Consider the following 22,230-nt stretch of genomic DNA (forward strand, 5'->3'; position numbering starts at 1 on the left):
CAGCATTCCCCGGATGCTGCGCAGCACGAAGTGGTGCGCTGCTGATCCGGGGTCCACGTGTTGCAGTTGTGGGTCCCGGCTCTGCGGTGCACCGTCACCAGACGATGCTTCGCATCGCCGGGGAGACGCTGCACCGCGTCCGGGACGCGAAAATCTCGAAGAAAAGCCGCCTTCGTTTGAGGAAGGCTCCAGGCCTTTCCGAGCGGCCCTTAAGAGCCTAGATTAGCCGCTCCTTACCGGCGCGCCCTAACGCCAGGATTTTGCATGACGCTGCTTCTGACCCATACCGCTTGTCTCGACCATGTCACGCCTCCGGGGCACCCCGAGCGCCCGGACCGGCTGCGCGCGGTCGCCGAGGTGCTGAGGGAAGAGCGTTTCAAGCCGCTCTCGCGCGGCGATGCGCCGGAGGGCGATCTTGATTTCGTCACGCTTTGCCATGGCGAACATTATATCGGCGAACTCCGCCACATCGCCCCTCAGAGCGGGATGATCTATATCGACGGCGACACCTCGATGTCGCCGGGCACTTGGGAAGCGGTGATGCGTGGCGTCGGCGGCGCGGTGGCTGCAACGGATGCGGTGATGTCCGGAACCCACCAGAACGCTTTCGTCGCGGTGCGCCCGCCCGGCCATCATGCCGAGGTTTCGAAGCCGATGGGCTTCTGCTTCTTCGACAATGTCGCGATCGCCGCACGTCACGCCCAGCGCAAATACGGCATTGGCCACGCCGCGATCGTCGATTTCGACGTCCATCACGGCAACGGCACGCAGGACATCTTTTGGCACGATCCGACCGTGATGTATTGCTCGACGCACCAGATGCCGCTGTTTCCGGGCACCGGCGCCAGCGGTGAGCGCGGCGAGCATGACACCATCGTCAATGCGCCGCTGGCTTCCGAAGACGGCAGCGCAAAATTCCGCGCCGCGTTCGAAAACCTGATCCTGCCGCAATTGCAGAAGTTCTCGCCGGAACTGATCATCATCTCCGCCGGCTTTGACGCGCATTACCGCGACCCCCTCGCCTCGATCAACCTGAAGGCGGACGATTTCGGCTGGGTCACCCGCAAGCTGATGGATGTGGCGGACCATAGCGCTGGCGGGCGGGTTGTCTCGGTGCTGGAGGGCGGCTACGACCTGCAGGGGCTGAAAGAGTCGGTGGCGGCGCATGTCACGGCGCTGATGGGCGCGTAAATCTCCGCCACAATAGGCCCTCAAAAGCCCTTGTTTCGACGCGTTTTCTTCACGCGAGCCGGTACCCACGTCGCTCGAAAACGCTATAGTTTGATTCCGCGCCTCAATGGCGCGCATTCGGGAACTAGATATGGCCGAAAATAACCAGATGGACGTCAAAAAGCTCTCCTTCGAGCGCGCGATCGAGGAGCTTGAATCGATCGTGAAACGGCTCGAGGACGGCAAGGTGCCGCTGGAGGAATCGGTCGCGATCTACGAACGTGGCGAGGCGCTCAAGCGCCGCTGCGAAGAATTGCTGCGGCAGGCGGAAGCCCGGGTCGACAAGATCACGACCGATGCGAACGGCCAGGTCACGGGGACCGAGCCGCTCGACGTGCAGTAAACCTGCCGTCTGGCTTTCGGGGTTCGCGCAACAATCGGGAATATTGGGCAGATTCCGCCCTCCCGCCGTGGGAGGCGGACCAGCCGAATTAGTTCTTTGCCCCCCGCACAGCCTGATATAGTCCGCTCACATTTGGGGACAGTACGTGCGCGTCGAGCACCGCCATATCATCTATATTCAGGGCTACGATCCGCGCGGGCTGGCGCAATATTATCGCATGTTCCGGACCGAGCTGCGCAAGTTCGGCCGGCTTTATCAGCTCCAGGCCACCATCAGCCGGCCAAAGGTGGCATCCGACGACGAGATCGCGTCCTGGACCATCGATACCAAGGCTGAGGACTGGCAGACACGCACGTCCTACGACTTCCTCCGGTTCGAGGACTTCATCCAGCAAGACCTGGCGGCGCCGATCTGGCGCACGGTGTTCAGCGCGGTCTGGATCTATTGGCGTCTCCTCTTCTCCGGCACCATCGCCCGCTTCGGCAAGGCGAACTGGCGTTTTGCGACTTTCATCACCTATCCGCACCTGATGCTGTTGCTGGAAGCCGCGTGTGCTGCGGCCATCGCCTTCGTGTTCGAGAAAGGCCTGAACGCCATCGGCATTCCCGACGCATTCAGCATCGCTACCGCCGCCGCCATCTTCGTGGCGCTGCTCGGGGCCGTGCTGAAATATACGGAGAATGCCACCTACGTGCTTTATCTCCTGTGCGACACGATCTGGACCTGGGAGTTCTCGCACCGCGAGCGCCCGGAATGGGACCAGCGCATCGACCGTTTTGCGCAGCATCTGGTCAATATCGCCAAGAGCACCGACGCCGACGAGATCGTCATCGTCGGCCATAGTTCCGGGTCGTTCCTGTCGACGGAAATGCTGGCGCGTGCGCTCAAGCTCGATCCCGCGCTCGGCCGTCACGGGCCGCGGATCGTGCTGCTGACGATCGGCGGCAATTTCCCGATCGTCGGCTATCACGCCGTATCGAAAGAATTTCGCGAGCATCTGCGGATGCTGGCAGTCGAGCCGTCGATCGACTGGATCGACTGTCAGGCCCGCAAGGACGTGATGAATTTCTACCAGTTCGATCCGATCACGAGCCACGGCATCGACGTCGGGGCGGCGCGGCGCAACCCGAAGATCGTGCCGGTTCGCTTCCGTGACATCATCCGGCCCGAGCACTACAAGAAATTCCGCTGGCAGTTCTTCCGCGTGCATTTCCAGTTCGTGATGGCAAACGAACGGCCCAACGCCTACGACTTCTTCATGATCGTCTGCGGGCCGGTCCCGCTTAGCGCGCGCATGGCCGTCCCCGACGCCGCGCTTGATGTCGTTACCGGCGATTCCGGAGCCCGCGATCGGGCCTGGAAGAGGATCGAAGCGGCCACCGCCGCGGCCACAAGTGCCGCCGATTTGAGCAAACTGGAACCATCCGTCCGCCGCAGCGGTTGAAAAATCGGCTTTTTTCGGCGCTGCGCCCCGGAACCGAATCGGCGCTCCGGGTTGGCTTTGGCGGCGGCTTTGGTGTAAAGCTTGCGGTTCTATGCGCTGGGGAAAGCAGCCTGCCGGGCAACTTTCCACGGCTGCAAGCACCTCAAATAGCTAAAGAAACTGAACCGGGAAGGGTTAGAAGCGACTAAGTGATGCATATCACATGGTTTAAACCGGAGTGCATCTAGGCTTTCAGATCAGGTATCGGCCTGCCCGACAGGCAGGTGGGTCCGGATTTTCGCGGCGCGGTTAACGCGCTTCCCGTCTCGCGTCGGGCCTTTATCCCGACATGCAAAATTGGAATATCGCAGTGACCACATATAGTAAGACGCCGCTTCTCGATACCATCCGAACGCCCGATGATCTTCGCAAGCTCAAGATCGAGCAGGTGCGGCAGGTCGCGGACGAACTCCGCCAGGAAACCATCGACGCCGTCTCGGTGACCGGCGGCCACTTCGGCGCCGGCCTCGGCGTCGTGGAACTGACCACCGCGATCCACTACATCTTCGACACGCCGCGCGACCGGCTGATCTGGGACGTCGGCCACCAGGCCTACCCGCACAAGATCCTGACCGGCCGCCGCGACCGCATCCGCACGCTGCGCACCGGCGGCGGCCTCTCCGGCTTCACCAAGCGCAGCGAAAGCGACTACGACCCGTTCGGCGCGGCGCATTCCTCCACCTCGATTTCCGCCGGCCTCGGCATGGCCGTGGCGCGCGACCTCTCCGGCGGCAAAAACAACGTCATTGCCGTGATCGGCGACGGTGCGATGTCGGCCGGCATGGCCTATGAAGCCATGAACAATGCGGGCGCAATGAATTCGCGGCTGATCGTCATCCTCAACGACAACGACATGTCGATTGCGCCGCCGGTCGGCGCGATGAGCGCGTACCTGTCGCGGCTCTATTCCGGCAAGACCTACCGCTCGCTGCGCGAGGCGGCCAAGCAGATCAACAAGCGTCTGCCGAAGATCCTCGCCAACCGCGCCAACCGCGTCGAGGAATACTCCCGCGGCTTCATGATGGACGGCGGCACGCTGTTCGAGGAGCTCGGCTTCTATTACGTCGGCCCGATCGACGGCCATAATCTCGACCATCTGCTGCCTGTTTTGAAGAACGTCCGCGACATGGAGACCGGCCCGATCCTGGTTCACGTCGTGACACAAAAGGGCAAGGGCTACGCCCCCGCGGAAGCCTCAGCCGACAAGTATCACGCCGTGGTCAAATTCGACGTCGCCACCGGAGCGCAGGCCAAGGCCAAGCCGAATGCGCCGGCCTACCAGAACGTGTTCGGCCAGAGCCTGGTCAAGGAAGCCGAGAAGGACGACAAGATCGTCGCCATCACCGCCGCGATGCCGTCGGGTACCGGCGTCGACATCTTCAACAAGTCGTTTCCGGAGCGCACCTTCGACGTCGGCATTGCCGAGCAGCATGCGGTGACGTTTGCGGCGGGGCTTGCCACCGAAGGCTACAAGCCGTTCTGCGCGATCTACTCGACCTTCCTGCAGCGCGGCTATGACCAGGTGGTGCATGACGTTGCGATCCAGAGCCTGCCGGTCCGCTTCGCGATCGACCGCGCCGGCCTGGTCGGCGCCGACGGCGCCACCCATGCCGGTTCGTTCGACAACGCCTATCTCGGCTGCCTGCCGAACTTCGTCATCATGGCGGCGTCCGACGAAGCCGAACTGGTGCACATGGTCGCCACGCAAGTCGCGATCAACGACCGGCCGAGCGCGGTGCGTTATCCGCGCGGAGAAGGCCGCGGCGTCGAAATGCCCGAGGTCGGCATTCCCCTCGAGATCGGCAAGGGCCGCATCGTCCGCCAGGGCAGCAAGGTCGCCCTGCTCTCGTTCGGCACGCGAATGGCCGAATGCGAAAAGGCTGCCGACGAACTCGCCGCCCACGGCCTGTCCACCACCATCGCCGACGCCCGCTTCATGAAGCCGCTCGACGTCGATCTGGTGCTGAAACTGGCGCGCGACCACGAGGTGCTGCTCACCATCGAGGAAGGCTCGATCGGCGGCTTCGGCTCGCACGTCATGCAGACGCTGGCCGAGCACGGCATGCTCGACGGCGGCTTGCGCATGCGTGCGATGATCCTGCCCGATGAGTTCATTGACCACGACTCGCCGGCCGCGATGTATGCCCATGCCGGCCTCGACGCCAAGGGCATCGTTGCCAAGGTGTTCGACGCGCTCGGCAAGGACTACAAGACAGAAACCGTCAAGCTCGCCTGAGGCACAGCCTCCTTCGGTTCTGACCCGATCAGAACCGAAGGCTTGACTGTCTCGAAGGCTTGACTGTCTCGAAGCCTTGGCTCTTTCGCCGGTAGCCCCATGAAGATCTATCTGGCAGGTCCCGATGTGTTCCTGCCGGATTCAACCGAGATCGGGCGCCGGAAAGCCGCGATCTGCGCCCGCTATGGGCTGACCGGCCTTTACCCGCTCGATAACGCGGTTAACCTTGCCGCCGCCGACGCGTCGCTTTCGATCTTCAAGGGCAACGAAGCAATGATGGATGCGGCGGACGCGATCATTGCCAATCTTACGCCGTTTCGCGGCCCCAGTGCCGACGCCGGCACGGTCTATGAACTCGGCTACATGGCCGGTCGCGGTAAGCTCTGCCTGGCCTATAGCAACGACCCCGCGGTCTATGTTGAGCGGGTAAAGCGGAACTACGATGTGACCAAATCCGCCACCGGCCATCTGATCGACGGCGACGGGCTGGCGGTGGAAGATTTCGGCCTGCCCGACAATCTCATGATGATCCACACGCTCGATCTGCATGGTGCTAGACTGGTGACGCCGCAGCAGCGGCCGCAGGATATCTGGCACGATCTCACCTCGTTCGAGGCCTGCGTCGCTGTGGCGGCGGATCGCGCTACGGCAAATCGGACTGAACTTGGCTGACAAGAGCGACAGCAAAACCTCTCCCCGCACGCGCGTGGACGTGCTGCTGGTCGAGCGCGGCCTGTTCGAAAGCCGCGCCCGCGCACGCGCTGCGATCGACGCCGGTGGCGTGACGGCCGACGGCAGGCCCGTGTTGAAGGCGTCGGAGATGATCGCCGCCAATGCCGAATTGTCCGCCCAGCAGCGCACCCTTACGTCTCGCGCGGCGGCGTCAAGCTCGCCGGCGCGCTGGAGCAGTATCCGATCGAGATCGAGGACCATGTCTGCCTCGACGTCGGCGCCTCCACCGGCGGCTTTACCGAAGTGCTGCTGGCGAACGGCGCCAGCCTCGTCTTCGCCATCGATGTCGGGCGCGGCCAGTTGCATCCGTCGCTGCAGAGCCATCCCAAAGTCGTATCGATGGAAGAAACCGACATCCGCCAGTTCGAGGGCAAGCGCCTGCCCGCGCGGCCCGATGTCGTCGTTATCGACGTCAGCTTCATTTCGTTGAAGGCGGTGCTGCCTGTGGCGCTGGAGCTTGCGGCAGCGCCAACGCAGTTCCTGGCGCTGATCAAGCCGCAGTTCGAGGCGGAACGAAAGCACTCCAAGCACGGCATCATCCGCAATGCGATGGTGCATCAGGCAATCTGCGACGACATCTCGGCGTTCGCCGCCTCGCTCGGCTGCACCGATATCCAGGTGTTTCCGTCATCGATCAAAGGTCGCGACGGCAATATCGAGTTCTTCATGGGCGCGCGCCGTGGCTGAGAGCGAACGCCTCGTCATCGACCATGTCGGCCATCACGGCGACGGCGTCGCCATATCAGGCGGCGGCAACATCTATGTGCCGTACGCGCTCGGCGGCGAAACAATAGAGGCCGGTCCGGTTCCCGGCCAACATCCCGACCGCCGGCGATTGCTCAAGGTCGAGACAGCAAGCGTCGAGCGCGTCGCACCGTTCTGTCCGCATTTCGGCGTCTGCGGCGGCTGTGCGATCCAGCACTGGGACGCCGAGCCCTATCGCGGCTGGAAGCGCGAGCTCGTGGCGACGACGCTTTCGCAGGCAGGAATCGATTGCGACGTCGCAGCCCTCGTCGACGCCCATGGCGCGGGCCGCCGGCGCATCACCCTGCACGGCCGAATCGGAACGCATGGCGTGCTCAAGGTCGGCTATGCAGCGGCCGGGTCGCACGACATCATTCCGATCGATCGCTGCCCGATCCTCGATCCGCAATTGAGTGGCGCGATCGAGGCCGCCTGGGCCATCGCCGAGCCGTTGATCGCGATGGGCAAGCCGCTCGACATCCAGATCACCGCGACCAACAGCGGTCTCGACGTCGATGTGCGTGGCTCCGGGCCGGTATCTTCAGCCATGATCGCGCGGCTGTCGCGCATCGCCGAACAACACCGGCTGGCGCGGCTGACGCGCCATGGCGAACTGGTACTGATGCGAACGCCGCCCGTAATCTCGATTGGCGCGGCGCAGGTCACGCTGCCGCCCGGCTCGTTCCTGCAGGCCACGGTGGCGGGCGAGCAGGCGCTGGCTGCGCTCGTCTTCGAGCATTGCAAGCGCAGCAAACATGTCGCCGACCTGTTCTGCGGCGTCGGCCCCTTCGCGCTGCGGCTTGCGGCGAAGTCGCGTGTCACCGCTTTCGACAGCGACACCGGCGCGGTGGCAGCCTTGCAGAAAGCCGCGACGTCCACCTCAGGGCTGAAGCCGGTCAAGGCCGAGGCACGCGACCTGTTCCGACGCCCGCTGATGCCGCAGGAATTGCGCGACTACGACGCCGTCGTGTTCGATCCTCCGCGGCAGGGCGCGCAAGCGCAGGTGACCCAGATCGCGGCGAGCAAGGTGCCGACGGTGGTTGCAGTATCATGCAACGTCACGACATTCGCGCGCGATGCAAAGATCTTGATCGACGGCGGTTTTAAAATCGAAGGCGTCACACCCGTCGACCAGTTCCGCCACACGCCGCATGTGGAACTGGTGGCGCGGTTCAAGAGGTAAGCGCGCTTCTTACCCTCCCCCGGAGGAGGAGGGTCGACGCTCATGAAATGAGCGGCGGGGTGGGGTGATGGTCCATCCTCTCGATCAGTGCCCGAGTGGAGAGATCACCCCACCCCGTCTCGCATTTCGCTGCGCTCATGCGAGCCGACCCTCCCCCTCCAGGGGAGGGTAAGCAAGGCTACCTCCCCCACCTGTCCTGCCAGATCTTCTCGCCTATCATGCAATTGACGCGCGGCTCCCTGCCCGCTGCAGGCACCACCGGGCGTTCGGGCGTGCGGCCAGCGATCTCAAGCAGCAGCTTGGTGCGGATGGCTTCCTTGAACTTGTCGCGGTCCTTGATGGTCACCACGAACGAGCCGGGGCCGCCGATGACGCAGTCCTCGTAATAGAAATCGAGATTGTCGATATCCATGGTGGAGTAAGACGGCTCCTTCACCATGATTGGCAGGCCATTGATGACGATGCCCTTTTCCAGCGCGGCATCGCGCGCGATGAGGACCGGCGCGCCGTTGTTGTTCGGGCCATCGCCCGAGATATCGATCACCCGCCGCAAACCGCGGTGCGGGCTCTCGTCGAACAGCGGCAGGGCGAAGTTGATCGCACCCGAAATCGAAGTGCGCGATGCCCGGCGGATCGGGGTCTTGACGATCTCGTTGGCGACGGCATCGGCCGTCTCGGGTCCGTCGATCACGCGCCAGGGGATGATGATCTTTTGATCGGTCGATGCCGCCCACTCGAAATAGGTGATCGCGATCCTGCCGTTCGGCCCGCTCTTGAGCGCCTGCAAAAACTCCTTGGAGACGATCGCCTGCGCGTAACCTTCCCGCTGCAGCGCCAGTTCATCCATATCCATCGAATAAGAGACGTCGACGGCAAGGACGAGTTCGAGGTCGACGGTCGGATTGGCGTCCTTATCGGCCAGTTGGCCAGCAGCGGCGTTGGCCTGATGGGTTGCCCGGTTCGTTGGGTTCGGCGCGGCAATACCTGCCACGTCGCCGCCAGCGAGCATGCCGGCTACAAGCACGACCCCGATCGAGACATACCAGCGCATTGCGGCCCTCCCGTCGAACGTCAGTGATGGTGACATGCAAAATGGCCGACGCAAAGCGCTGAAATCATTTGTCCTTCACATTCGGGTTAGGATCAGGCTTGGTCCACGGCATGCCGCTCGGCCGGTTCCACGCTGCCGATTGCCGTGACCGAGCCGGCGCGATGGCCGCCCGGATCGAGCTGAAACCCTCGGCATCCCCCGGTTTCAGGACCGGCCCGGAGCCTGTAAACTGATCGAGACGGCCGTCAGCCGCGGCGATCAGACCATGGCGCAGCGCCTGGCGGACTGCCGCGCCAACTGAACGCGGCTGGCTCGTCGGATTTCCTTCGCTTCGGGACTACAAATGGCAGATACCGTCGTCACGCCAAAAACCAAGGTCAAAACTAAGGTCGAACGGCCGCGCCTGCACAAGGTCATCCTGATCAATGACGACTACACGCCGCGCGAATTCGTCGTCACGGTGCTGAAGGCCGAATTTCGCATGACCGAGGATCAGGCCCACAAGGTCATGATCACCGCGCACCGCCGCGGCGTCTGCGTCGTCGCCGTGTTCACCAAGGACGTTGCCGAGACCAAGGCGACCCGCGCCACCGACGCCGGTCGCGCCAAGGGCTATCCGCTGCTGTTCACGACCGAGCCGGAGGAGTAGTCGCCCTCAGCCCGCCGACATTTCGTCGGCCAGCCCGTAGACGCGCGCGGCCTTGGAGAAGCCGGCGACAGGAAACTCGCCAAGCTCGCTCCAGCCGCCGCGGCAAATTCCGGCAAAGCCTTCGGAGGCGACAACGGTGCGGCCGAGCTGGCTGGCGATCTTTTCCAGCCGCGCCGCGAGATTGACCGCGGGACCGATGCAAGTGAAGTCGAGCCGGTTGCCGCCGCCGATATTGCCATAGAGAATGCGTCCGACATGCAGGGCGAGGCCGAAACGAAAACGTTCGACCGCATCTCCAATCGGATAATTCAGCTCGGCCACGCTGGCCCGGGATTCGTGGGCAGCCTCCAGCACGTGCGAGCAGACCTTCTGTTCGTCGCCGACATATTCATCGATCGGGAACACCGCGAGCAGCCCGTCGCCCATATATTTCAGCACATCGCCGCCGTGCTTCTTGATCGCCGTGACCTGGCAATCGAAATAGCGGTTCAGAATGTCCACGACGGCCTCGGGAGGCAGCCGGTCCGATAACGCCGTGAAGCCACGCAGATCGGACAGCCAGATCGCGGCATTCATCGTCTCGGTGTGGCCGCGGCGAATTTGCCCGCCCATGATCCGCTCACCGGCGCTGTTGCCGACATAGGTGTCCAGAAGACTCGCGGCCATGCGGTTCAAACTAAGGATCTCGACCACCCGCGCCAGTGGCTTTGCGAGGCTCCGCAGCGCCGCCAACTGTTCCTCCGTAAAGCCGCCCGGCTGTTTGGTGGTCCAGCTCGATGCGTTCACGGTGCCGCCGATGAAGGGCAGCGGCAGCGCGACATAATCCGTAACGCCTTCGGCGCGAACGTCGTCGATGATTGGAAAACGGCTGCTCTGGGGATCATCGATGCGCGCTCGAACTTCAATCCCCTGCTGGAACACGATGATCAGCGGGCTGTTGTGAAAAACCGGTGACTGCAGGATATTGTAATCGACCGAACCGACCTCGACCTCGGCACCTGGCTTCCAGATAAAGCTGCGCCCATAGATTTCGGGATGCAGGGTACGAACGAAGACGCCGACGCGCCACAGCGGCAAGCCGGCCGCCACCATTCGCTCGCAGCACTCGGCCATGAACCGGGTCGGACTGGTCGCGGTCCGCCCGCCGTCGATCAGCCAGTCGGTCAGCTTCTGCAGTTCGGAGATATCCATCACGCCGGTATTTGCCGCGCAAGTTCGGCGCGCGTCAAGGCGACAGGAACGCTTGACGTTGAGAAGCGTCCGGCGTCAGCCGACCTGCCCGCGGTGGCGCAGGAAATGATCCGCCAGCACGCAGGCCATCATCGCCTCTCCGACCGGAACCGCGCGGATACCGACGCAGGGGTCGTGGCGGCCTTTTGTCATGATGTCGGTGTCGGCGCCGGCACGATCCACCGTCTTGCGCGGCGAGAGTATCGACGAGGTCGGCTTCACCGCAAAGCGCACCACCACCGGCTGGCCGGTTGAGATGCCGCCGAGCACGCCGCCGGCATTATTCGACAGGAAGCGCGTGCCGTTATTGCCGGTGCGCATCTCATCGGCGTTTTCCTCGCCCGACAATTCGGCAGCAGCAAAGCCCGCGCCGATCTCGACGCCTTTCACCGCATTGATGCTCATCATGGCCGCCGCCAGGTCGGCGTCCAGCTTGGCGTAGATCGGCGCGCCCCATCCTGCTGGCACGCCTTCGGCGACCACTTCGATAACCGCGCCGATCGAGGAGCCGCTCTTGCGGATGCCGTCCAGATACTGCTCGAAGAAAGCAGCCTTGTCCTTGTCGGGACAAAAGAACGGATTGTGCGCGATCTCGTCCCAGTCCCACTTGTTGCGATCGATCTTGTGCGGGCCCATCTGCACCAGCGCGCCGCGCACCTTCACCTCGGGCAGAATTTTGCGCGCGATGGCGCCGGCCGCGACGCGGCTTGCGGTCTCGCGCGCCGACGAGCGGCCGCCGCCGCGATAATCGCGCAGGCCGTATTTGGCCTCATAGGTGAAGTCGGCATGCCCCGGCCGAAACTTGTCCTTGATCTCGGAATAGTCCTTGGAGCGCTGGTCGGTGTTTTCGATCAACAGCGCGATCGGCGTTCCCGTCGTCACCTGCATGCCGGTTTCCGGATGGGCCATCACGCCGGACAGGATCTTGACCGCATCCGGCTCCTGGCGCTGGGTGGTGAAGCGCGACTGGCCCGGACGGCGGCGATCGAGATCGTGCTGGATGTCCTCTGATGTCAGCGGGATCAGCGGCGGACAACCGTCGACCACACAGCCGATCGCGACCCCGTGGCTTTCGCCGAAGGTCGTGACGCGGAAGAGATGGCCGAAGGTGTTGTGGGACATGGTGCGCTTGGCTCGTAAGTCAGTATTGACGTGTCGTAACGCGCGGGGCCACGGCGGTCAAACTGCGGTGTCATTCCGGGGCGCCCGAAGGGCGAACTATGGGGCGCCCCTTGCGCCCCTGAGAATCTCGAGATTCCGGGTTCGATGCTTCGCATCGCCCCGGAATGACGCCCTTAAACGCCGCACTTAACTATACTTCTTAAGCCCGCCGCCGCGGAACACGTAGACCGCGCCCTGCTCGATTACGAGGTCGGCGGCGCTGGCCGGCGTCTCGATGCCGAGCGCCACCATCAGCGCCCGCGCGGTGCCGCCATGGGCCACGGCGACGGTATCCGCGCGCACGGAATCGTACCAGTCGCGCATCCGGTGCTGCACCTCGGCATAGGTCTCGCCGCCTTCCGGCGCCATCGTCCACTTCGCTGTCAGCCGCTTGGCGTAGAGCACGGGGTCGGCGGCCTGCATCTCGGCCAGAGTCGAGCCCTCCCAGACGCCGTAGCGGATCTCACGCAGGCGGTCGTCGAGCGCGTAGACTTCCGGCGGAAGTTCTAGGGCGCCACGCACCAATTCCATCGTCGCCCGTGCGCGGCCGAGCGGGCTGGCGACAAACGGCAGCGCGAACTTGTCGCGGCCGTCCCGCTTCAGGAGATCCGAGAGGACATTGCCGGCGTGGGCCGCCTGCTTGCGGCCGAGATCGTTCAGCGGAATGTCCTGCGCGCCCTGCAGCCTGCCTTCCGCGTTCCACGACGTCTCGCCATGGCGGATGTAGTAGATCACGGGCGCAGGCATCGGACTTTACGGCTATTCCTTGGCTACCGAATTGGAGAGCGAGATATCAGGCGCGTCGGGGCGCTTCATGCCGACGACGTGATAGCCGGAATCGACGTGATGAACCTCGCCGGTGACGCCGCGCGACAGGTCCGACAACAGATACAGCGCGCTGCTGCCTACTTCCTCGATGCTCACGGTGCGGCGCAGCGGCGCGTTGTATTCATTCCACTTCAGAATGTACCGGAAGTCGCCGATGCCGGAGGCCGCCAGCGTCTTGATCGGCCCCGCCGAGATTGCGTTGACGCGGATGTTCTTTTCACCAAGGTCGGCGGCGAGATAGCGCACGCTGGCTTCCAGGGCTGCCTTCGCGACCCCCATGACGTTGTAATGCGGCATCCATTTCTCGGCGCCGTAATAGGTCAGCGTCAGGATCGAGCCGCCCTCGGTCATCAGCTTCTCGGCGCGCTGCGTGATCGCAGTCAGCGAATAGCAGGAGATCAGCATGCTCCTGGAGAAATTATCCTGCGTCGTCTCCAGATAGCGGCCGTCGAGTTGGTCCTTGTCGGCGAACGCGATGGCGTGGACCACGAAATCGATCTTGCCCCACTTTTCGCGGAGCACATCGAACACCGCATCGATCGTCGCGGTATCGGTGACGTCGCAATGGCCCAGCAGGAGGCCGTTCAGTTCCTTGGCCAGCGGTTCGACCCGTTTTTTCAGCGCATCGCCCTGCCACGTGAGCGCGATTTCCGCGCCCGCGTCGTGGCATGCCTTGGCGATGCCCCAGGCGATCGAGCGGTTGTTGGCAACGCCGAGGATCACCCCGCGCTTGCCCTGCATCAGACCTGATTTTTGCGACATCCGGTTTCCAATCGAGCTTCCCTGTGGGGCTTGGAGGTACACCAGCAGTCCAGCGCGGTCGAGCCTAAATCGGGTCTCGGATTAACGCTGTTCCGGATCGGCCTCAATGGCTGGAATAGACGCGGCGATTGGGTGTTATGCTAGGTAAGGCGTTCGCGCCCGCAACTCTTGCAATCTGGTCCCGATGAGCGCGTTTCGTCAAAGTGTCGAAGCCATGATTCCGGCGCTCCGCCGCTATGCACGCGCACTCGCGCGCGATGCCGACATCGCCGACGACCTGGTGCAGGATACGCTGGTGCGTGCGTTGCGTTCCGAGCGGCTGTTTCTCGGCGGCGACGTCAGGAGCTGGCTCTACACGATCCTGACCAATTTGAACAAGAACCGGCGGCGGTCGCTGGCGCGGCGGCCGCAGTTCATGCCGCTGCTCGACAACAACCCGGACGCCAGCGGCACCGAGGCGGAGGGCCGCGATATTGCGCGTGCGCTGGCAACGTTGGTGGAAGAACAGCGCTCGGTGCTGCTCCTGGTGATGCTGGAAGGGCTGAGCTACCGCGAGGTCGCCGACATCCAGGGCGTGCCGATCGGCACCGTAATGTCCCGGCTTGCTCGCGCACGCGCGCATGTCAAAGCTTCGCTCGAGGGCGAACGCGCGGCGCTCAGGCGGGTGAAATGACGAAGGCGCATGAAACGCGTTACGCAGCAGATCAGGATAGACAGAGACGACAATGACCGATCGCAACATTCCCGTCACCGAAGACGAGCTGCATGCTTACGTCGACGGCGAGCTGCCGGCAGAACGCCGCGGCGACGTCGAAGCGTGGCTCGCCTCGCATCCCGACGATGCGGCGCGGGTGCGGTCGTGGCGCGCGATGGCGGAAGCGCTGCATACCAGGTACGATTCGGTTGTCGACGAGGCGGTGCCGAGACGGCTCGACATCGAACGGCTGGTGCGACAGCCGCGCAGATGGGTGTACGGCGCGGTGGCGGCGACGCTGGCGGCGTTCATCGCCGGCGGCGGCACCGGCTGGTTCGCACGCGGCGCGGCGACGGCACCTTCGGCTTTCCAGAATCTGACGGTGCATGCGATCGAAGCGCACCGGCTTTACGTGGTGGAAGTGCGGCATCCCGTCGAGGTGCCGGGCAGCGAACGCCATCATCTGCAGCAATGGCTGACCAAGCGCTGCGGCTGGGTCGTCCGCGCGCCGGAACTGGCGGGGGCTGGATTGAAACTCGTCGGCGGACGGCTGTTGCCGGGTTCCGGCGGCCCGGCATCCTTCATGATGTATGAGAGCGCCTCAGGCGAACGCTTCACGATCTACACCGCAAAATCGGACGCCGAGGCGACCCAAATGCGGTACGCGGCGGAAGGCAAGGAGAGCACTCTGTTCTGGGCCGACGACGGCATCGTCTATGCGGTGGTGTCCACCGGCGCCGACCGCGGGCGGCTGACCCAGATCGCCCAGGCCGTCTACGACCAGATGGAAAAGAAGGGCTGACCAGCAGCGCAGGTGGAACTCAGCGGAACCCGCGGCCGTTGCGACTGGATCACGTGTTCCCGGATTGCGCGTCGCTTCGTCCCAGGCTAGGGCGGCGAAAAGCGACGAATTGGCAACACTCGCGCCGCTTGTCCAAATTCTGACATCGAAAATCTGGAATCAAAACACCGACGCGTCTCATTAATGCACCGGGTGATCACGCGAAAATGAGTAGCGCTCGATCCGCCGATCGGCGCAAGCGGCCTCGATCGGGGTTTGGTACCGCGCTGGTCCCCCTTTCGAGGCCGCCCCTTTTCCGGGAAACCCTTAGTTTCCAGGAAAGAAGTGCGCTTTTTGGGAAACTCCTGCTCGGAACCCCGCTATCCAATTCCACACAAAATCTGCGCCGCGAACCCGGCCGAATCAGCCGAGATCGCTGCGCGGATTGTAAGGGTGGCCATCGCGCCACTTGCGCATCAATGCCTCGAGCTCGCTATCGTTCCCGTCGGGCAAAATAATTCGGGTGGTGACGAGCAGGTCCCCGGTTTCCCCGGGCTTGGGCAGGCCCTTGCCCTTGAGGCGGAAGGTGCGGCCACTCGAGGTATTTTTCGGGATCGAGAGCTCGACCGCGCCACCCAGGGTGGGCACGCGGACCTTGCCGCCCAACACCGCCTCATAGAGCGTGATGGGCAGATCCAGGCGCAAATCGCTGCCATCGACCTTGAAGAAGGGATGCGGGGCGATGCTGACCGTAATCAGGAGATCACCCGGCGGGTGGCCTGGCGCGGTTTCGCCCTGCCCCTTTAGCCGGATCTGCTGACCGGCGGCGACGCCTGCGGGGATCTTGACGTTGAGCTCCTTGCCGGTCGGCAAACGGACGCGCTTTTCCCCGCCCTTGACGGACTCTTCCAGCGACACCGTCATGGTGACGTTCAGATCGAGATCGAGGCCGATTCCACCGGTGTCGAATTCAAAGGTTCGGCCGCCGCCGGCACGTCCGCTCCTGGCTGCGCCGCCGAACATGCTGTTGAGGATGTCCTCGAAGCCCGCGCCGCCCATGCCGCCGGGGCCGCCGCCGCTGCGGAAAGTGTAGGATTCGAAACCGCCTCCACCAGCTCGGCCGCGCGGGTCGCCGGAAAAACCTCCACCAGGAAAGCCTTGGAAGCGCGGCTTGCCATCGGCATCGATCTCGCCGCGATCGAACTGCTTGCGCTTGTCCTCGTCGCCGATGATCTCGTTGGCGGCGTTGATCTCGGAAAATCGCGCCGCAGCCTTCGGATCGTTCTTGTTGTTGTCGGGGTGATGCTTCTTGGCGAGCTTGCGGTAGGCACTCTTGATCGCCGTAGCGCTGGCGCCTCGCGGCACCCCCAAGACCTCATAGGGGTCGCGCATCCGTCACGTCTCCTTCACGGAAATTCGGTTCTTGAAGCTTAGGGCAATTCGCCCGCTTTGGCTTCATCTGGGGAGCCAGTTGCATTTTTGCAACTACCACGTCGCTTGAAGTCGATTTGAGGCGTTATCCCCTCGTCCACGGCTTAATTGTATGGATTTCCCATCGACCATGGCCTGCCTTGCAGGCGGCGCCCTGCAGCCAGCTTTCCGAGCGGCCGTTGACGTAGCTCGCCAGGAAATCCCGGCAGGTGCGCCCATCTTCCGCAGAATAGGCCTGGGATAGCGGCGTCACCGAGCCGCGCGCGCCGGTTTCCGGATTTTCCCAGGGCTGGCTGGAATCCTTGTCGCCCTTGGTCAGCACGTCGGAAGCGGCGGTACGGGCAAAGGCGAGATCGCTCTCAGTCGGCACCGGTGGAGCGGCCGGCTGCTTGCCCAGTGCACCCGTGACGTCGGCAGCGCCCATCTTGGCGTAGGCATCCGGGCGCGACAGGCTGCAGCCGCCCGAGCCGAGACCGATCAAAATCAACGTCATCGCAGCGCCCCTCGACCCGATCGCCGATAGGCCAACGCGTCCCCATGCCCTATATAGGGCGTGCCCGGATCGGGGCTGCAACGCGTTCTGGGACGCGAGGGTACGCAACTGGGACTCCTGACATGACGGACACGACCTCAATCAAACACCCGGCACCGTTAACATCAGGTGATTTTACCGCGGCCGAGGAACCGTTTGCGCTGTTCGCCGAGTGGTTTGCAGAAGCCGTGAAGTCCGAGCCGAACGATCCGAACGCGATGGCGCTGGCAACCGTCGATGCCGACGGGCTACCCGATGTCCGGATGGTACTGATGAAGGGGTATGATGCGGATGGTTTCGTGTTCTACAGCCACATCGCCAGCCAGAAGGGCCGCGAACTCGCCGCAAATCCTAAGGCCGCTTTACTATTTCACTGGAAGTCGCTGCGCCGTCAGGTGCGCATCCGCGGCAGCGTGACGCCGGTAACGGATGAGGAAGCCGATGCCTATTTCGCGACGCGTCCGAAGCAGGCACAGATCGGCGCCTGGGCCAGCAAGCAGTCGCAACCGCTGGAGAGCCGCTTCGCCTTCGAGCAGGCAATCGCCAAGTTCGCGGCCAAATACGTCATCGGCGAAGTGCCGCGCCCGCCCGGCTGGAGCGGTTGGCGCATCACGCCCCAGCGCTTCGAATTCTGGCACGACCGACCGTACCGCCTGCACGACCGCATCGAATTCCGCCGCGATGCGCCGTCACAAGCCTGGAGCAAGTTGCGGCTCTATCCCTGACGCTAAACGCACGCGACGACGTTCAAAGTTGAAAGGCCTGCATGCCCGCTCCATCCAATGCGCCACGGCGCACGCTGCTTCTGACCGGTGCCAGCCGCGGCATCGGCCATGCCACCGCGATCCGGTTTTCCTCGGCGGGCTGGCGCGTCATCACCTGTTCGCGGCATGCCTTCCCGGAAGTCTGCCCGTGGGGCGCCGGCCCGGAGGATCACATCGAGGTCGACCTCGGCAGCCATGACGACACCGTGCGCGCGATTTCCGAGATTCGCAGGCGGCTGGAGAACGACGAGCTGCACGCGCTGGTCAACAATGCGGCGATCTCGCCGAAGGCGCCGGGCGGCGGGCGGCTCGGCACCATGGACACCGATGTCGAAACCTGGAACCACGTCTTTCACGTCAACTTCTTCGCGCCGATCATGATCGCGCGCGGACTGCTCGAGGAGTTGAAACACGCCAGGGGCGCGGTGGTGAACGTCACCTCGATCGCGGGCTCGCGCGTGCACCCGTTCGCGGGCGCGGCCTATGCGACCTCGAAGGCGGCGCTCGCCGCGCTGACGCGCGAGATGGCGTTCGATTTCGGCCGCGTCGGCGTCCGCGTCAACGCGATCGCGCCCGGCGAGATCGACACCTCGATCCTGTCGCCGGGCACCGAGAAGATCGTCGAGCAGCAGATTCCGATGCACCGCCTCGGCACGCCGGACGAGGTGGCGAAGATCATCTACGTGTTGTGCACGGAAACCAGTTCGTATGTGAACGGCGCCGAGATTCACATCAACGGCGGCCAGCACGTTTAGTGCATAACGTGATCTTGTAGGATGGGTAGAGCGCAGCGAAAGCCATCAACCGGCTCGCGATGAAGCGATGGGTATCGCTTCGCTCCACCCATCCTACGCTACGTCGCATGCTTGCCGTTCATTCCGCGCAAAACTTCCGCTGCGCAGTGCGCAGAGCAGTGGTCGCAGCGACGTTGAATGTGCTCGAACACTCGTCCTCATTCTCGCCGTCCGCCAGCACAGCACCGCAGTGCCGGCAAAACCGCGTCGAGAACGCCTGTGCCTTGCCAACGCTGCGGCCCTGCTGATAGCGGGCCAGATCAATGACGTTGCGTGGCGACATTATGAGTTTCTCAACCATGGGATCCTCGCGGCCTGAGAGACACGTTATCGCAGACAAGTTTCGACCATTCGTTCAGTCCACCGCTCAAATTTTAGCGGTGGGATTGAGTCGATCTTTCGCACATCGGGAACCGCACGGAACTGTGATCTACAGCCACTTCTTCCATCTGAAGAACAAGTACGGCAGCACTGCTGCCATGAGCATCATGAGCAGCGCCATCGGATAGCCGTGCGACCATTCGAGTTCCGGCATCACCTTGAAGTTCATGCCGTAGACCGACGCGATCAAGGTCGGCGGCATCAGCACCACCGCCATTACCGAGAACAGCTTGATGATGTTGTTCTGTTCAAGATTGACGACGCCGAGCATGGCATCGAGCGTGAAGGTGATCTTGTTGGAGAGGTAGGAGGCGTGGTCGGTCAGGGAGCCGACGTCGCGCTGCATGGTCTTGAGCTGCTCGCGCATATCCTTGGACCATTTGACACCCTCCACCACCGCCGACAGGAAGGTGACGACGCGGCCGATCGAGACCAGGCTCTCGCGGATCTTCGAGACCAGATCCCCCTTGCGCCCGATCGCGATCAGGATCTGCGAGTATCGCTTGGCCTGGCCATGCCGTGCGCTTTCGGGCTCGAAGATGTCATGCGAGACCTGGTCGACCTCGGCGCCGGCGCGCTCCAGGATGTCGGCGCAACGGTCGATCACCGCGTCGAGCAGTTCCATCAGCACCATCTCGCCCGATATTGCGGGCAGGCATGAGCGCGCCAGCTTGTGCTCAACGAGCGCAAACGGCTTCGGCTCGTCGTAGCGCACCGTGACGAGGCGATGGCCAGCGAGGATGAAGGTGACGGCCGTGGTCTTCGGCATATCGGTGTCGGATTGGCACATCAGCGTCGCCGTCATGTAGCGGGCGGCGTTCTCGATATAGAGCCGGCTGGAAATCTCGATTTCCTGCATGTCCTCCCGGGTTGGTACTGCAATCCCCGTCAGCCGCTCGACCGCGCGGTCCTCCTGGCTCGTCGGGTTCAACAGGTCGATCCAGACCGCATTGTCCGGCAATGCCGCCGGGTTCACGGCCGGAAGCTTCTTCAGGGTAGATTCGAAGGGAACAAACACCGAAAACATAGGCAACTCCGGAACCAGTGGAAATCCCACCCAGCCGCACTAAACCCGATTCTGGCAAGCGCTTCATGACCCGTGCATTAACCGGCGGTCGACATTTAAGGCAGCCGGGTGGCGGCGGCGCGGCAGCGATTTGGCCTCGCGCCATCCCTGCCCAGAAATCAACCGGAACTCGCAAAATTTGCGGCATAAAAGCCACAGCCGGCCTTCCGCAGCGCAGAATGGACATGCAAATGCTGGCATGTCAGCCGGCTTTTGCGGATAATGAGATTAATGGAATCGTCGCGTTTGAGGCGCAAGATTGTGGCTTGCGAACGCCTGACTTTCGATTGGAAGTGTACCATGTCGTCGCTGAAAGTATTTGCGGGGCTGCTCGCCGCCGGCCTTGCGTTGTCCGGCTGCATGCCGGCAACCACCTATCAAGCCGCCCCTGAAGCCACCCTCAAGCCGAACGACAAGGCCCAGCTTGCCAAGGCGCGCTACGCCGCGGTCAAGCCCCCGGAACCGTTCCGCCGCGCCATCGTCGACTATCACCGCAAGGAACTGCCCGGTACCATCGTTGTCGATTCCGACAACCATTACCTCTATCTGGTCCAGGACGGCGGCAAGGCGATCCGCTATGGCGTCACCGTCGGCGAGGAAGCTCTCGCATTTTCCGGCATCGCGCGCGTCGGCAACATGGCGGAATGGCCGAAATGGACGCCGACCGCCGACATTCACAAGCGTATCGAAGGCCTGCCGGCCTCGGTGCCCGGCGGCGTCGACAATCCGCTCGGCGCCCGCGCGCTCTACCTGTACCAGGGGAACCGCGACACGCTGTTCCGCATCCACGGCACCAACCAGCCGGAATATATCGGCGCCTCGATCTCGTCGGGCTGCATCCGCATGACCAACGAGGACGTCATCGACCTCTACAGCCGGGTGAAGACGGGCACCGTGGTCGTCGTGCTCGAACCCAAGCAGGGCGATTCGCCGTTCAATTCCAAGATGGCGCTGCAGGGCGGCGGCAACAGCAGCTCGATGGCGCAGTAGCCGACGCCGGCTACACTGCAATGGAAGATCAAGAGCGCCGGTTTTTCCGGCGCTTTTTCGTTGCGGGCTTGTCCTCGCGCGCCGGCTCGGCCTTTTCCGATTTCTCGCCATTCGATTCAGCGTCCGACTTGGCCGCATCGGGCTTCGCACCAGACTTGTTCGCATCAGGCTTGTCAGACCTGTTCGCGTCGGATTTGGCGTCGTCGGGTTTGGCGGCGACCTCGCGCGGCGGCGCTTCCTCGGGCCGTTCGGCCGGCAATAGCGGCGCTCTCTGCGGCAGCGGGTCCCAGACGTCCCATTGGCAGATCCGGTAATTGCCGCGTCGTTCCATCAGATCGAGATGGATGTGGTCCTCGTGATACCAGTCCGAACCCGGGCCGAGCACGGTCGAGAACCGCGTGCAGGCGGAGTGCAGCACGGTCTCGCGCAATTTCCGCGGCACGGTCCGGTCGGTTAGCGAGATCGAGGTGCCATCGGTGAGCTTGAAGGCGCGCACGTCGAGTGCATTGGCGCGGCCGTGCTCGGAGAGTTTTGCGCCGACGATGCGGTTACGGCCGCGGCACTCGAACGAATCGAAATTATCGAGGTCGGAAACGGCGCTGCCGAGGCGCTCCGCGAGCGGCGCGATGTCGTTGCGGATCCACTCGGCCAGCGCAGACGCCATGGGACAACGCAGGATCGCTGCCGGCTTCACCGACACCCGCCGCTTGTCCGGCAGCACGATCGCCTCTAGCCGCACCAGATCCTCGCCGCCGCAGCCGTTGGCGCCACGAATATCCGGGATGCTGGGAGCGATGGCGACTTCGTCCGTCAGCGCCAGCCGGCACGCCGATGGCTGCGGCGCCGGCGCTGCCTGCTCCTTGGCCTTGTCCTTCTCGGAGGATGCCTGTTCCTTCTCGGGTGGATGCTCGGCAGACGGCGCATCAGCGGGACGCGGCTTCGGCAGCGGCACGACGGCGTGGCGCGCCTTTGCTCGCGGACGTGGTTGTAAATGCCTGAACAGGTTGTCCCACGGCGCGGCGTGCGAAGCCTTTGCCGCCCAGGCCGGCTCGACTGGCATGCCAATCAGCAGCGCGGCCGCGGCAGCGGTAACCATTGCCGCTGCAATGCGGCCAAAGGCGCCATTAGCCCATTTTCGGCTTGCTTTCTGCGCGGTAAAGTTCAT

Annotated in this window: 22 protein-coding genes and 1 pseudogene; 13 read left to right on the forward strand and 10 right to left on the reverse strand. The window is 63.5% G+C overall.

The window, feature by feature from the left end:
* Positions 1 to 264: 264 nt before the first annotated feature.
* The 7 genes and pseudogenes from KJQ96_RS26295 (at position 265) to KJQ96_RS26325 (ending at position 7,951) form a co-directional block, all read left to right on the forward strand.
* Positions 265 to 1,191: a histone deacetylase family protein gene (locus tag KJQ96_RS26295; protein ID WP_213289309.1), complete on the forward strand. Its 927-nt coding sequence runs from the start codon at positions 265 to 267 to the stop codon at positions 1,189 to 1,191.
* A gap of 130 nt (positions 1,192 to 1,321) precedes the next feature.
* A complete protein-coding gene (locus tag KJQ96_RS26300) occupies positions 1,322 to 1,573 on the forward strand; it encodes an exodeoxyribonuclease VII small subunit (RefSeq protein ID WP_028346794.1) in 252 nt (83 codons plus the stop codon).
* A 145-nt stretch (positions 1,574 to 1,718) separates the two neighbouring features.
* Entirely contained in the window at positions 1,719 to 3,017 is a 1,299-nt protein-coding gene (locus KJQ96_RS26305; protein WP_213289310.1) for a hypothetical protein, read from the forward strand.
* A 328-nt stretch (positions 3,018 to 3,345) separates the two neighbouring features.
* Complete coding sequence (dxs, locus tag KJQ96_RS26310) at positions 3,346 to 5,292, forward strand: 1-deoxy-D-xylulose-5-phosphate synthase (protein WP_213289311.1); 1,947 nt, start codon at positions 3,346 to 3,348, stop codon at positions 5,290 to 5,292.
* A 99-nt stretch (positions 5,293 to 5,391) separates the two neighbouring features.
* The gene (locus KJQ96_RS26315) at positions 5,392 to 5,964 is read left to right on the forward strand and encodes a nucleoside 2-deoxyribosyltransferase (RefSeq protein ID WP_213289312.1); all 573 of its coding nucleotides are present in this window, start codon (positions 5,392 to 5,394) and stop codon (positions 5,962 to 5,964) included.
* Positions 5,957 to 6,711: pseudogene (locus tag KJQ96_RS26320) on the forward strand (TlyA family RNA methyltransferase). The gene KJQ96_RS26315 and the pseudogene KJQ96_RS26320 overlap by 8 nt, the downstream one beginning before the upstream one ends.
* Entirely contained in the window at positions 6,704 to 7,951 is a 1,248-nt protein-coding gene (locus KJQ96_RS26325; RefSeq protein ID WP_213289313.1) for a methyltransferase, read from the forward strand. Before KJQ96_RS26320 ends, KJQ96_RS26325 begins: the two are co-directional and overlap by 8 nt.
* Before the next feature lie 178 nt (positions 7,952 to 8,129).
* Here the strand turns inward: KJQ96_RS26325 and KJQ96_RS26330 are convergent, their stop codons facing one another.
* Positions 8,130 to 9,002: a DUF1194 domain-containing protein gene (locus KJQ96_RS26330; RefSeq protein WP_213289314.1), complete on the reverse strand. Its 873-nt coding sequence runs from the start codon at positions 9,000 to 9,002 to the stop codon at positions 8,130 to 8,132.
* Between the two features lie 343 nt (positions 9,003 to 9,345).
* On the opposite strand from KJQ96_RS26330, the gene clpS reads away from it, so the two are divergent.
* Complete coding sequence (gene clpS / locus KJQ96_RS26335; protein WP_028346801.1) at positions 9,346 to 9,651, forward strand: ATP-dependent Clp protease adapter ClpS; 306 nt, start codon at positions 9,346 to 9,348, stop codon at positions 9,649 to 9,651.
* Positions 9,652 to 9,657: 6 nt separating this feature from the next.
* On the opposite strand, the gene KJQ96_RS26340 is transcribed toward clpS, so the two are convergent.
* From KJQ96_RS26340 to fabI, 4 genes are all read right to left on the reverse strand, one after another.
* On the reverse strand, positions 9,658 to 10,842 hold the full coding sequence (locus tag KJQ96_RS26340) for an adenylate/guanylate cyclase domain-containing protein (protein ID WP_213289378.1): 1,185 nt from the start codon (positions 10,840 to 10,842) through the stop codon (positions 9,658 to 9,660).
* Between the two features lie 75 nt (positions 10,843 to 10,917).
* On the reverse strand, positions 10,918 to 12,003 hold the full coding sequence (gene aroC / locus KJQ96_RS26345) for a chorismate synthase (protein ID WP_213289315.1): 1,086 nt from the start codon (positions 12,001 to 12,003) through the stop codon (positions 10,918 to 10,920).
* 186 nt (positions 12,004 to 12,189) lie between these two features.
* Positions 12,190 to 12,789, reverse strand: a complete 600-nt coding sequence (locus tag KJQ96_RS26350; protein WP_213289316.1) for a histidine phosphatase family protein — start codon at positions 12,787 to 12,789, stop codon at positions 12,190 to 12,192.
* Between the two features lie 12 nt (positions 12,790 to 12,801).
* Entirely contained in the window at positions 12,802 to 13,632 is an 831-nt protein-coding gene (fabI, locus tag KJQ96_RS26355; protein ID WP_213289317.1) for an enoyl-ACP reductase FabI, read from the reverse strand.
* A gap of 184 nt (positions 13,633 to 13,816) precedes the next feature.
* Here fabI and KJQ96_RS26360 point away from each other — a divergent pair, with 184 nt between their 5' ends.
* Both KJQ96_RS26360 and KJQ96_RS26365 read left to right on the forward strand, forming a co-directional pair.
* Positions 13,817 to 14,305 (forward strand): RNA polymerase sigma factor, encoded by a 489-nt coding sequence (locus KJQ96_RS26360; protein WP_027537716.1) that lies wholly within the window; start codon positions 13,817 to 13,819, stop codon positions 14,303 to 14,305.
* A 52-nt stretch (positions 14,306 to 14,357) separates the two neighbouring features.
* Entirely contained in the window at positions 14,358 to 15,128 is a 771-nt protein-coding gene (locus tag KJQ96_RS26365; RefSeq protein ID WP_213289318.1) for an anti-sigma factor, read from the forward strand.
* A 402-nt stretch (positions 15,129 to 15,530) separates the two neighbouring features.
* Here KJQ96_RS26365 and KJQ96_RS26370 read toward each other — a convergent pair whose 3' ends face one another.
* Both KJQ96_RS26370 and KJQ96_RS26375 read right to left on the reverse strand, forming a co-directional pair.
* Positions 15,531 to 16,499, reverse strand: coding sequence for a DnaJ C-terminal domain-containing protein (locus KJQ96_RS26370; RefSeq protein WP_213289319.1), 969 nt, complete (start codon positions 16,497 to 16,499; stop codon positions 15,531 to 15,533).
* 124 nt (positions 16,500 to 16,623) lie between these two features.
* Entirely contained in the window at positions 16,624 to 17,031 is a 408-nt protein-coding gene (locus KJQ96_RS26375; protein WP_213289320.1) for an RT0821/Lpp0805 family surface protein, read from the reverse strand.
* Positions 17,032 to 17,153: 122 nt separating this feature from the next.
* Here KJQ96_RS26375 and pdxH point away from each other — a divergent pair, with 122 nt between their 5' ends.
* Together pdxH and KJQ96_RS26385 are read left to right on the forward strand one after the other, a co-directional pair.
* Entirely contained in the window at positions 17,154 to 17,795 is a 642-nt protein-coding gene (gene pdxH, locus KJQ96_RS26380) for a pyridoxamine 5'-phosphate oxidase (RefSeq protein WP_213289321.1), read from the forward strand.
* Between the two features lie 41 nt (positions 17,796 to 17,836).
* The gene (locus tag KJQ96_RS26385) at positions 17,837 to 18,589 is read left to right on the forward strand and encodes an SDR family NAD(P)-dependent oxidoreductase (RefSeq protein WP_065748956.1); all 753 of its coding nucleotides are present in this window, start codon (positions 17,837 to 17,839) and stop codon (positions 18,587 to 18,589) included.
* Positions 18,590 to 18,707: 118 nt separating this feature from the next.
* Here the strand turns inward: KJQ96_RS26385 and KJQ96_RS26390 are convergent, their stop codons facing one another.
* On the reverse strand, positions 18,708 to 18,929 hold the full coding sequence (locus KJQ96_RS26390; protein WP_213289322.1) for a hypothetical protein: 222 nt from the start codon (positions 18,927 to 18,929) through the stop codon (positions 18,708 to 18,710).
* A 129-nt stretch (positions 18,930 to 19,058) separates the two neighbouring features.
* The gene (locus KJQ96_RS26395) at positions 19,059 to 20,036 is read right to left on the reverse strand and encodes a magnesium transporter CorA family protein (RefSeq protein ID WP_213289323.1); all 978 of its coding nucleotides are present in this window, start codon (positions 20,034 to 20,036) and stop codon (positions 19,059 to 19,061) included.
* A 339-nt stretch (positions 20,037 to 20,375) separates the two neighbouring features.
* Here KJQ96_RS26395 and KJQ96_RS26400 point away from each other — a divergent pair, with 339 nt between their 5' ends.
* Positions 20,376 to 21,065, forward strand: coding sequence for a L,D-transpeptidase (locus tag KJQ96_RS26400; protein ID WP_028346816.1), 690 nt, complete (start codon positions 20,376 to 20,378; stop codon positions 21,063 to 21,065).
* A 28-nt stretch (positions 21,066 to 21,093) separates the two neighbouring features.
* On the opposite strand, the gene KJQ96_RS26405 is transcribed toward KJQ96_RS26400, so the two are convergent.
* Entirely contained in the window at positions 21,094 to 22,230 is a 1,137-nt protein-coding gene (locus tag KJQ96_RS26405) for an extensin family protein (RefSeq protein WP_213289324.1), read from the reverse strand.

It is taken from the genome of Bradyrhizobium sp. sGM-13, assembly GCF_018398875.1.
Classification (GTDB): Bacteria; Pseudomonadota; Alphaproteobacteria; order Rhizobiales; family Xanthobacteraceae; genus Bradyrhizobium.